The sequence below is a fragment of the Arthrobacter sp. 2YAF22_2 genome, assembly GCF_052114645.1.
Lineage (GTDB): Bacteria > Actinomycetota > Actinomycetes > Actinomycetales > Micrococcaceae > Arthrobacter.
This window is the reverse complement of the sequence record NZ_JBFRFD010000050.1, coordinates 1-10753: the sequence shown is the minus strand read 5'-3', so window position 1 is coordinate 10753 and position 10753 is coordinate 1. Positions and strand designations below refer to the sequence as shown.

The window sequence follows — 10753 nt, the reverse complement described above, 5'->3', positions numbered from 1 at the left end:
GCATAGAGGAGGCCGTCACCCTTGGTGGCGGCCTCCTCTATGCCCAGCGCCAGCAGCCCGGTCGCGTTCGCAAGCTAGCGGACGAATAACCCTAGCGGAGACATCCGCTTCCTGACCCAAGAGGTCGATGGACGGCAGCCAGACGAACACCTGAACTTCCCGGCAGACGTTCTGTACCGGTGCCAGCAGGCACGCCCTCAGCCGAGGAGCATGCCTGCGTTGGGTTGGCTTTAGGGAGCCCAGCCGGGTAGTACTGCTTCGGTGACCATTGGGGAGCCAACTTCTCCTGCCGGGTGAAGAAGCGGTGTCCCTCCCTGCACATCTCAAATGGACCGGTTGGAGAAATGAGGGGCTTGGAGTGAGCGTCCTGGAACTCAAGGCTGCTTCAGGCGGACGTCCGGAAACCAGCCTGCCGGTGCGCGTTCCGGTTCCAGAGGTTCGGGGTCCCTGTGTTTTTGCATGTCGCATTTGTAGAACGGGCCGCGTGGGTCCAGGAGCACACTCATATGGTGGTCCGCGTGGTCCTTGAACCAGACACTGATACCCGTCGCCCCGTCCAGCCTGAGGTGTTCCCAGGCTCGCCACAGGGCTTCTATCCGGCTAACTGCTTCCGGGTGGAAGTACCACTCGATGCACCATTTAGCGGCGCGGCCGTCGACGTCGCGGACATATGTCGGCAGCAGCTGCTCGTGAAGAAACTCCTCGGCCGAGCCGTACACCAGCTCAGGTGCCTTCTGATCTTCTGCCGGAGCATCTGCGGGTGTTTCAGCGTCGATTGAGCCGAAGCGACCGATCTCGGTAGTCATCTCAGATCCCCTAACCTGTGACCCAGGGATTAGAGCCTGTAGTGGCAGCGACCGGTACAGCCTCCTCTTCGGGCCGCGGGCTGTACTGCTTTATGGACGCTTCCACAGATTCCCTATGTGCCCCCGTGTACCAGGGCATGGTGCGGACCAGCGTGGCGGGTGCGCCGGAGGCGAGGACGACGGCGCGGCCRCGGTCCAGCTCGGCGAGGTTGGAGACGTCGAAGATGCGTTCCTTCCCTTCCTGGCGGGAGCGGCTGGACCCGGACTTACCGGAGCTGATGGAGACGTTGGTGTAGCTGTAGTCCCCGATCAGGTCCGAGAGGGCGCGGAGGAATCCTTCTTCGGCGACGCCGCCGCCGTAGACCTTGACGTTCGCGGCGGACCAGATTTTCCGCATGTTCGCCTCGCCCCAGAGTTCGACGCCCTGGGACCAGGACTGCAGGATGCCCATGACGATCAGGCCCTTGGAGCCGTAGTGGCTGAACTGATCCGGCAGACCGGCCCAGCGGACGACGTTGGCCAACTCATCAAGGGCGAACAGCGCCGGCTTGGGGAGGCGACCGCCGCTGCGCTCTGCCCGTTCCTCCATGGCTTCTGCGATGGCCACGGTCAAGGCCGTGGTGAGCGGGGCTGCGGAGCCGGCCCCTTCCTTGGAGAGGATGTAGATCGTCTCCTGGGACGCAGCGAAGGCGTGAGGGTTGAACTGCCGGCGCGCGTCCATGGCAACCGTGGCCCCACCGGTCGGTGCGACCCAGCGGAGGGTGTTGCGGCTCTTGAGGCACTGGATCATCTTCTCGGCGGTGCCGAAAATGCCGTCGCGCTGCTTGTCTGCAAGTTTGAGCGTCGATTCCAGGCCGCGGTACTGCAGCTCGTAGTCGTGTTCTTTCAGGATCTCGATCGGTTCCTGGCTGACCTGCTCGGTGACCCAAAAATAGACCTGCGTAATCGGCAGGCCGCCAAGGGCAGCGGCGAGGAAGTAGGAGGAGAGAATGTCTTCGGCTTTGGGGTCGAAGTAGGCGTCCGGCTTGGAGCCAGGGACCCGGGACCCGACGGAGAAGTGCTGGGTGAGCTTGTAGGCCTTCTCTTCGTCGGTGACGTACGAGAGCGGGTTCCACCACCAGTCCGGTTCTTCCTGGGCGATTTTCTGGGGGTCAAAGACCCAGACAGGCGCGGTGGCCACGCGGACACCGCGGGTACCGTCAACGACGTCCCGCTTGTTCGAGGTAGAGACGACCGCGCCCGGTGCGTCCAGGATCGCCGGCATGACACGGGAGGTGGACTTACCGGTACGGGGTCCCCAGATGTCGAGGCTGAGGTCTTCCCAGGACTGGATGAACGTTTGCCCGGTGGAGACGACCTTGCCCACAACGATGCCCGGTTTGCCGGCGACGCCCAGCCGGTCGGCGGTGGCTTGGGCGCCCTTTTCGGAGAACGCGGTGAGATTCTTACCGCGGCCGAGGTACCGGGCGGCTTTGTCGACCCGGGCACGCTTGGAGGCACCTTTCCGCCAAGCCCAGAACACGAGGATCGCCAGGGCGAGTACCAGGCCGGCCATGACGGCCACAACGACGGTCGCCTGGGCCGGCCAGATGACTTTGCCCTTTACGAGGCCGGCGATCAGGTCTATCGGGTGGCCCGGAGGGGTCGGAAGGCCGGCCATCCACGATCCGATGTGCACGGCGGCGTACGTGCCGCCGCCGAAGACGACGATGAAGCCGATAGCCAGCCAGACCAGGATGGCGTCACCTAGGCCCATGCCTTTACGGTTCGGTGCGCTCACAGTGCGTCTCCTGTCGCGGGCAGCTCCGCGGCCGCCGGGTCAAGCAACGGGGCCGCTGGCTCGTGCCAGCGGGTGTTCGTATCGTTCAGGCCCTCGGCCCGTTCGATGGAGGTCAAACCGATCTGGACCGGGATCCCCGGGCGGCCGCCGACCTTGATCAGGAACTTTCCCCGGCCCGGAGGCTCGACGTCGGCACCGCGTGAATCCCAGGCGGGAGGGTCCTGCCAGGAGATGAGCTTCTGCTGTTCCTGCCGCGAGAGCGGGATCGCCTGCGTCAGCAGCGGCATCTCGGAGGCCGGGAGCCCGCCGCAAATGACCATGCCGGAGCGTTCAACGAACCCGCGGGCTTTCATCCGGTCCTCCTCCGCCGGGAGCGCCAGCAGGTCAGACATGGTGTGGGAGATCATGATCTGTCCAACACCCACGGAGCGGTTCAACCGGGTCAGGGCGTCCACCCGGTCGACCATTCCCTTACCCGAGCGCAGCGCCCGCCACAGCTCGTCCAGGACGACAAAGTAGTTCCGCCGCGGCTCCAGGCCGGCGTCAGCGAGGGCATTGGCGACGTTGACCGTACCGAAGCCGTAAGACCAGCACGCCAGCAGCACGGCGGCCTGCAGGTCCGTTTCGGTCTCGTCAATGGTCGAGACGTCGAAAACGACGGCGCGGTCCCGGCTCATGGGGTTGGTGGTCTGCCGGGAGAAGATTTCGCCGAGCTTCCCACCGCCGGTCAGCCCCAGCAGCGTGGCCTCCAGCGCCCGGGTCTCTTTGAGGTAGACGTTGATGTCGCCGCGGTCCAGCGCGACCTGGCGCAGCTCGTCGGGAGCGGAGACAATGACGTCGAGCAGGTCTTTGAGGACCGGAACCCCGTCGAACCGGTCATCGAGCACCCGGAGCGCGCGGTCGAGGATCGTTTGTTCCTGGTCGGTGGGCGGGTTGTTCCGGCTGATCGTGATCAGCGAGACGACCATGTTCAGCCGCCGGCCATGGGCGTCGGCCCGGACACGGGTCGCGGCCTCGTGGTGACCGGCCTCTTCAAGGCGCTGGGCGACTTCGACAGCCTGCCCCGGGTCGAGGATGTTCAGATACCCGACGCCGCGGCCGAGCTTGATGACCTGCCCTCCGAGGGCCTGCACCGCTTTGACGTGCTCACCCTTCAGATCGCCCAGGACGAGCGCGTTGACGCCCTGGGCGGAGAGCCCTAAGAACATGCGGCGGACCAGTGTGGACTTGCCGAGGCCCGGCTTGCCGAGGATGAACGCGGACGGGTTGGAAATCAGGCGTGCCCTCTGGAACCAGCTGATCGGGTCGCAGCAGACCGTGGCCTGGGTTTCCTCGTGCCGGCCCAGCGGCACCCCGATCATGGGCGAGGACGCGCCCGAGGAGAACGGCCACAGACCGCAGACCTGAACCGTGGTGCCGCGGTACTCGGTGACGGAGGGGACGAGCGCGGCCATGCCGCCGCCGCGTCCGGTCCAGCCCCGTGCACCCGGGCCGGCGTCCCGGGCGGGGCGCTTCTCCGGACGTGCCGCCGGTTCCATTACTGTCTTTGACTTCTTTGCAGTCAAAAGGCGCATGCGGGCCATTACAGGGCATCCTTAATCTCGGAGGGCACCATGCTGTGCTTGGGCAGGATCAGCCCAAGGGGCAGGGACGCGGCGAAGGCGGTGTCCTGGGATCCGTAGGCCCGGCGCAGCAGCACCCGGGCGGTGCCGGAGGTCTGCTCGATAGCGGCCACAGCGTCCGCCAGGCGTTCCTTATTGGTGACGGTGGCGGTGACGACCATGCCGAAGTTCACTAGGCCCGCGCCCTGCGCTTCTTCCTGGGCAGTCTGCACGGCGGACCGGGCATCGACCAAGGCGCGGGCCGAGGGGCGCGTCCCGGAGGTGATGCGGACGTTGGCGTTGTTCTGGTCCCTTTCGACCACGGCCGCGGCGCGGGCCGAGTCCATCGGACGGTACAGCAGGGAGATCCGCTTGCGGTCGATGTCCCCGTGCGGGGCCAGCAGACGGGATAGCACCGAGGAGTTCACGGACCCGCGGGGTGCGCCGGTCATGGTCCAGGACGCCGAGAATGCGCTGTCGTGGCGGTAGTCGTCCCAGCTGGCCTGGGTCGCCGTCGGTCCAACTTCGCCCCAGCTCAGGGAAACAGGGGAACCGGCGGCGTGGGCTTCATCAATGATCAGGGCCGCCGGCGGGTCATAAGCGATCCGGACGACTTCACAGAGTTCCTGCGCAGACATGGGCCGGGCGATGCCGGCACCGGTGGACTGCAGCCGGGCCGAGAGGCCCGGAATGCGGGAGGCCAGGTCGCGGGCCACGTCCTCGGGGGTGCGCTTCTTCGAACCCGACCGGAGGGAGGCGCTGAACGTCAGGGAAACCCAGGCCCGCACGGTGGCGGAGCCTTCCGGGTAGGTGTCCACGACTTCGCGCAGGATCGCCTGGGCGAAAGCCGGGGCGTTCGGGTCGATGTTCATCTCCACCTCATTGCGGAGACGGTAGCCGGAGTCGGGCGCGGTTTCGACCGTGACGGCCGCGGCGTCCAGCCCGGCTTCGTCGGCGAGGCCGGCGAGCCAGCCGCCCCAGTTGGCCACCCACGCATCGACCTGTTCAGGGTCAACCAGGGACGCACCGTCGGGTTCGGTGGAGAAGATCACCGTGAAGTGGTTCGTGGCCGGGACGTGCAGGAGGGCGAACGAGCGCTTGTAGGAGTCGGAGAATTCGTACAGCGTGGACTTCGCAGCGAGGCCAGGCAGCTGGTACATCCCCCACTGCGTGACGCCCAGAGGGCCGGAACGGTAAAGGTTGGTGCCCGAGCCCTTGGAGATCCGGAAGCTCATCCGGGTCGCGGTGCGGTCAACAATGGACTGGCCATGCTTGTCCTTGACCGTCAGCAGCAGGGCGCTGATCCCGGCAACAGCGAGGACGGCCAGGCCGGGAAGCAGGCCCCAGATAGCGAAGCTCGTGATGCCCAGCAGCAGACCGACCATGACGATGCCGGTGCCGATGGCACCAAGGTTCCCCAGTCCGGCCGACCGGGGCACACGCCAGTTGCCGTAGGACGGTTCTTTGTATTCGGTGTTAATTGCTGCCACTGGGGCCCTCCCCGGTTGAGTCCTGTGCGGTTTGTTGAGCGGCCTGGGAAACCCGGGACACTACCTGTGTTCCTGCTGCCACGGCCATACCAGCCGGGCCGGCTGCTGCCGTCGCACCCGACGCGGCGCCTGCCGCGCCAGCGGTGCCAGCCCCCGCCGTACCGGCGGCACCCGCAGCTCCAGCGGCTCCTGCGGCGGCAGCCCCCGGCGCGCCAGCCGTACCGGCCGACCCGGGGGTTGGTTTCCCGCCGCTGCCCTTGGGGCCGGGGGTCCCGTCGCTCCCCTTCGGAGCTGAGCCCGGCTGGTTGGAGCTCGCCGGCGTGGGGGCTGCATTGCCGCGTCCGCTGCCACTGCGGCCCATGGACACGGCACCGGTGGCCATAGCGCCGACGGCGGCGCCTGCGCCCGCGCCGCCGCCTGATGCGACCGCGCCGACCATGGGGGTCACGAAACGCATCAGCGCGGGCATGGCGAACAGCGCCACAACCATGAGCGTGAATCCAGTGATCGAGCCGATCAGAGCGTTCTTCCCGCTGCTCCCCATGAGCAGGAATGCCACCGAGTAGACGATTGCAGCGGCGGGTTTGTAGAGGATGAAAGCGATCGTCCAGCCGACGGCCTTCTGGAACCACTGCCTGCCCATTTCCGTGTTCGTGAACGCGGCGGTTGTGGGCAGGATGCCGGCGAGGATTACCAGCATCCCGCTCCGCACGACCATGAGTACGACCTGGACGAGGGAAGCCAGCAATCCGATCAGTCCCAGGATGATGAGGATGAAGACCCCAACCCCGGTCTGGTTAGTCATGACCAGAAGCTTCATTGCGTCCGCGAAGCCTTTACCGTCGGTCGAGCGGTTGATGATCGCGGCCGAGAACGCATCCGCGGCGACCACCAGAATGGAAATGACGCCCAGGCCCAGCCCGGACACCAGCGTCAGCGTCACCAGTGAGCGTAGAAGCTCCTTGAGGGGTGCTCCCCGCTGCTCCCAGATCATGCGGATACCGCCGATGATGACGGCGAGGACGGCCAGCGCGACCGTCCAGACCATGAGTTCGCCATTGACCATGGAAACGACCGGGCTTGCCGCGGTCCCGTCCTGGCTCGTCAGGTTCACTGTTGGCATCGAGACCCAGAAAGTCGACAGAGTCGTCACCATCTGGCTCATGCCGTCCATGATCGCCTTCGCCATGTTTCCCATGGCGTCGTTGAGCACCCCTGCCGCGACGTTCCCGGCGAGGCACGTCACCTCACCAAATCCGCACTCAGCCATCTCAGGCTCCGGACCAGAGAATGTAGCCGCTGAGGTCGCTGAGCTGGGAGACTCCGCTGAAGGTCATTCCGTCATCTGCCGGCTTCACTTTCCAATCGCCGTCCATCCACCGCATGGAAAGTTGCGTGTGGACCAAGACTCCCTTGTTTGTCTCGAACGCAAGATCAACGTTGGCCTCGGACGGCGTGTACGACTTCATCGAGAAGCCGCGGACCTGGATGGTGGTGTCGGTCCCGGAGGAGCCGGTCCCTGCCTTGGTTTCGCGAATGGCTGCGTCCCTTCCAGCGCCGGGGACGAGAAGTTTGTCTGCCAGTTTCACCGTCAGTTGCGGTGATCCCGCCGATCCGAGTGCGGCGACGTTCATGGATGAGAAGAGTGCCCCGGTGTGCGAGTGCGCGAAGCAGGAGCGGAATCCGTCCGGGTCAGTCGTCCCGGGGCCGACCGTCTTGGGGTCGGTGGGCACGGCCATCTTTCCTACGAGTTCCCACTTGGACTTCGGCGCTGCGCCTAGAGCTGTCTCCGTGCTGGAGGGCAGCCCGCAAATGCTCTCGCCTGCCGCGTCCGCCGGAGCGGACGGCGCTGCGGAGGCACTGCCCCGGGGTGAAGCGGGGGCGGGCTGGGCGGCGCTGTCGCCCTTGGGGAGCAGGAAGATGACGACGGTGGCCGCGAGGAGCGCCACTACCAGGGCCGCAGCGATGATGAACCCGGGTTTGGTGAAAGGGCTGCTCTCGGGGGTGCTTTCGGTGGACTGGCTCATGGTGAACCTCCCGTGTGGTGGTGGTTTAGGCGAACGCGCGGACGATGCCGGAGGCGCCGGTGATGATGATGCAGCCCAGCAGGACCCAGCCGAGCTTGCCGATGGCCTGGGCGCCCTCGCCGCGCTGCAGCTGGATCACCATGCCGATACCGACGATGATCACGCCGAGCACGCCGAGGACCAGACCGATGCCGGAGGCCCAGTTCAGGATGGTGAGCAGGCCGCCGGCCTGGGCCGGGACAACGGGGGTGGGGTTGGGGATGACGCTTGCGTCCAAGAGGGCCAGTGAGTTCATGGTGAGACCTTTCATTTGGTGGGGCTGGTGTCAGCTACGAGTGCAGCTATGTCGGTGGTGAAGCGTTGGTATTCGCGGGCCGCGGGGACACTCGGGGGGTCTTCGTGCCGCCAGGCCTCGACCCAGGGCAGGGTCCAGAGGCGGGGTGCTCCCCCGCCGACAATGGCGGTGAAGTCGCGAAGGGCCTTGGGGGGCTTGCCGGGGGCGTCGGCCAGGACGGCCAAGCCGAGGAGGTCAACGGCCGGGGCTGCGCCGGAAGCCCACTGGGTGAGGGCGCTGCGGGCCGCGGTCAGTCCGCGCATATCGGCGCGGCAGACCAGAAGCAGCTTCGGGGTGCTCCCGTCCTGATGGACGGGCCAGCAGTGTCCCGTGGCGCGTACCCCGTCAAGGAGATCCGCGACCCGGCTTTCACCGGATCCGCCGTGCGCACCGGTGATCCAGAGGGCTGCGGGGCCGGCGACGGTCCGGTGGCCCAGGCGGTCAGCGGCGTCGGGTTCGACCATGCCCCGCAACGGAGCGGTGATCCGCGCCGCCGGCGGGGTGTGTACCTCCGGCTCTGGCGCTTCCGCCTCGACTGCGGGGCGGGTGATCCAAGGGTTCAGAGTCTGCTGCATGGGTCCTCCTTTCGAATATCCGTTGGGTGGGTGTTTAGAAGCCGTTGGCGACGGCGGCGGCCGCGGCGAGCCAGGCCCGTTGGGTGGCTGGCTGGAGGGCTTCGTACCGGATGGGTCCGTTGACCAGGGCCGGGTCGTAGGGGATGCGGACGACGGCGCGGACGAAGGGTTCGAAGCCCTTGGCGATCCGCTCTGCCTCGTCCTTGGCCCGCTTCAGGGCATCACCGCTCATGGATCGTTTCGCGTCGGTGGACTCGGAGACGATCACGACCGCGTTGCGGGCAAGCTCCGCGTCGTGGCCGCCGCGGGATTCGAGGGTCTGCAGTGTCAGGCGTGCGGCTTCGGCGCGGTCCTCGATGGCCGTGACGGGGACGACGAGCTGGTTGGTGTGGTCGATCATGCGCCGCCAGTTCGCTGCCCGGGCGGTGTTGCCGGAGTCCATCACGACGAGCCGGTAGTAGCGGGTGAGGACCTGGTGGGCGATATCGACTTCCTCCGCGGTGATTTCGTGGTCGCCTTCGTCGTTCTCATCGGAGCGGAGGACATCGAACTTATCGGCCGTCTGGTGGTGGACGAACTTGGCGATTTCGGCCGCGTTCGTGGACGGAGACAGCAGTTCCGTGGAGGAATCGATCAGGTCCAGGACGCTGCGGTCGTGGGAGCCTTTTTCGGTCCGCCAGCCCAGGGTCCCCTGGGATTCGTTGTTATCCCACGCGACCGTGGCTGCGCCGCTGTAGCGGGCGAGGATGGCCGAGAGCATGACGACGGTGGGGGTCTTGTTGGCCCCTCCTTTGCGGTTGACCACGGCGATGGTGCGCGGCCCGGGCCAGTGCTGGCTGACCGTGCGGATGTCCTCGCGTTCGGAGAGCTCTTCGTCCGAGGGATTCATGCGGAGTCCCAAGCGCGTGAGGGCGCCGCGCCAGCCCTGGGTGGCCGGCTCGAGAGCCGGGGCGCTGACGAGGAAGGACGTGTCTTTCAGGCTGCGCCGCGTCGGGGCGACCTCTTCCCCCGCCGCCTCGGTCGCTTCTGACGCTGCGGATGGCCAAGGCTGGGCATCGGCCACGGCAGCGGCAACTGGCGCGGTCTCGACAGGCTTGGCTGCGGGTTCCGGTGCGGGAAGAGGCGTGGTTTCGATGACGGCGGGGGCGGCGTTCTCCGGTGTGGTGGCGGGAGCCCCGGCCCGGCGACGGGCCGTGCGGGGTTCGTAGGAGACGGATTCGATCTTGTTGTCAGGGTGGACGATGAGTTCACCGTGGCCCTCGGGGTCCTCGATCTGGACCCGGACGGGGCGCTGGAGTGTCTGCGCTTCACCGACGACCAGGGCCAGGGCGTTGTTGCGGAGGTCCTGCAGGGATTCCCCGGCGGGAACGATGCGGGAGTTTCCCGCGACGACGACCTCGGCGGTGCCGTTGTCGCGGACGATGGCCTTGATGCTGGGGAAGGCCATAACTTGCGTTGGTGAAGTACCCATCGGCTTGTTCCTTAGGTGTGAGAAGGGAAAAGGTGGTGGCGCTTAGGATGCGGGCGGGGTGAGCCTGTTGACCTTCCACGGAGCGTCCTTGCCCGTGCGGAGCAGCTGCAGCGTGTAGGTCCCGGCATTGGTGGGGACGGCGGCGGTCGCGCCGTAGCCGTTGGCCTCATCGACGGACAAGGTGGCCGCTCCAGTGACGCGGGAGGCCGGGATGTTGGAGGGATCCACGGAGGAATAGTCGGCCGTGGCCTGAGGCGTCAGCCAGCGGGCCAGATCGTTGGCCCACTGCTTCTCATCCAGGGTGGGCCGGGCGAAGTCGGTCATCGCGTTCTCGGCCGCGTCCACGGCGGCGTCCTTGCTGGCCTGGTCCCACGTGATGCCGATGGTGGCGGGTACCGTGCCGCCGGGGGCCTGGGGTCCGCTATTGGCGCTCAGAGAGACCGGCGCGGAGGGTGTGGGGCTGCCACTTGAAGAGGACGCCGGCGCGGTCCTGGTGGACGCAGCAGGGGCGCAGGCCGCGCACAACAGCGCCACCGCGATCAGGGTCAGGGGCTTCTTCACTTCGTCTCCTCTTGGATGGGCAGGTATAGGAAGGCTGAGGGAACCGTGTTGCTCACGGTCCGGGTGTAGTAGTTGTGGTCATCCGGGGCCGGGTTGCCGTTGTAGCCC

General features: G+C 66.8%; 10 protein-coding genes and 1 pseudogene. All 11 read right to left on the bottom strand.

Features of this window, described 5'->3' with window-relative positions; translation table 11 throughout:
* Positions 1-374: 374 nt before the first annotated feature.
* The gene (locus AB4Y86_RS03790; protein ID WP_441400218.1) at positions 375-806 is read right to left on the bottom strand and encodes a DUF4913 domain-containing protein; all 432 of its coding nucleotides are present in this window, start codon (positions 804-806) and stop codon (positions 375-377) included.
* 10 nt (positions 807-816) lie between these two features.
* On the bottom strand, positions 817-2586 hold the full coding sequence (locus AB4Y86_RS03785; protein ID WP_441400217.1) for a type IV secretory system conjugative DNA transfer family protein: 1770 nt from the start codon (positions 2584-2586) through the stop codon (positions 817-819).
* Entirely contained in the window at positions 2583-4169 is a 1587-nt protein-coding gene (locus tag AB4Y86_RS03780; RefSeq protein WP_441400215.1) for a helicase HerA domain-containing protein, read from the bottom strand. Before AB4Y86_RS03780 ends, AB4Y86_RS03785 begins: the two co-directional genes overlap by 4 nt.
* Entirely contained in the window at positions 4169-5677 is a 1509-nt protein-coding gene (locus AB4Y86_RS03775) for an SCO6880 family protein (RefSeq protein ID WP_441400213.1), read from the bottom strand. The genes AB4Y86_RS03780 and AB4Y86_RS03775 overlap by 1 nt, the downstream gene beginning before the upstream one ends.
* Positions 5664-6947 carry a hypothetical protein gene (locus AB4Y86_RS03770; RefSeq protein ID WP_441400211.1) on the bottom strand — a complete coding sequence of 428 codons (1284 nt, stop codon included), beginning with the start codon at positions 6945-6947 and terminating at the stop codon, positions 5664-5666. Before AB4Y86_RS03770 ends, AB4Y86_RS03775 begins: the two co-directional genes overlap by 14 nt.
* Before the next feature lies 1 nt (position 6948).
* Positions 6949-7704 (bottom strand): hypothetical protein, encoded by a 756-nt coding sequence (locus AB4Y86_RS03765; RefSeq protein WP_441400209.1) that lies wholly within the window; start codon positions 7702-7704, stop codon positions 6949-6951.
* 25 nt (positions 7705-7729) lie between these two features.
* A complete protein-coding gene (locus AB4Y86_RS03760) occupies positions 7730-7999 on the bottom strand; it encodes a hypothetical protein (protein WP_441400207.1) in 270 nt (89 codons plus the stop codon).
* 11 nt (positions 8000-8010) lie between these two features.
* On the bottom strand, positions 8011-8613 hold the full coding sequence (locus tag AB4Y86_RS03755; protein ID WP_441400205.1) for a DUF6668 family protein: 603 nt from the start codon (positions 8611-8613) through the stop codon (positions 8011-8013).
* A gap of 34 nt (positions 8614-8647) precedes the next feature.
* Positions 8648-10084, bottom strand: coding sequence for a chromosome partitioning protein ParA (locus AB4Y86_RS03750; protein WP_441400203.1), 1437 nt, complete (start codon positions 10082-10084; stop codon positions 8648-8650).
* Between the two features lie 42 nt (positions 10085-10126).
* Positions 10127-10645 carry a hypothetical protein gene (locus AB4Y86_RS03745; RefSeq protein ID WP_441400201.1) on the bottom strand — a complete coding sequence of 173 codons (519 nt, stop codon included), beginning with the start codon at positions 10643-10645 and terminating at the stop codon, positions 10127-10129.
* Positions 10642-10753: pseudogene (locus tag AB4Y86_RS03740) on the bottom strand (CHAP domain-containing protein); the annotation flags it as partial. The gene AB4Y86_RS03745 and the pseudogene AB4Y86_RS03740, both read right to left, overlap by 4 nt.

Excerpts from the sequence above, each read along its gene's own strand:
- AB4Y86_RS03790 (WP_441400218.1), bottom strand. The coding sequence starts at position 806 with ATGACTACCGAGATCGGTCGCTTCGGCTCAATCGACGCTGAAACACCC.
- AB4Y86_RS03780 (WP_441400215.1), bottom strand. The coding sequence starts at position 4,169 with ATGGCCCGCATGCGCCTTTTGACTGCAAAGAAGTCAAAGACAGTAATG.
- AB4Y86_RS03770 (WP_441400211.1), bottom strand. The coding sequence starts at position 6,947 with ATGGCTGAGTGCGGATTTGGTGAGGTGACGTGCCTCGCCGGGAACGTC.
- AB4Y86_RS03765 (WP_441400209.1), bottom strand. The coding sequence starts at position 7,704 with ATGAGCCAGTCCACCGAAAGCACCCCCGAGAGCAGCCCTTTCACCAAA.
- AB4Y86_RS03760 (WP_441400207.1), bottom strand. The coding sequence starts at position 7,999 with ATGAACTCACTGGCCCTCTTGGACGCAAGCGTCATCCCCAACCCCACC.
- AB4Y86_RS03755 (WP_441400205.1), bottom strand. The coding sequence starts at position 8,613 with ATGCAGCAGACTCTGAACCCTTGGATCACCCGCCCCGCAGTCGAGGCG.
- AB4Y86_RS03750 (WP_441400203.1), bottom strand. The coding sequence starts at position 10,084 with ATGGGTACTTCACCAACGCAAGTTATGGCCTTCCCCAGCATCAAGGCC.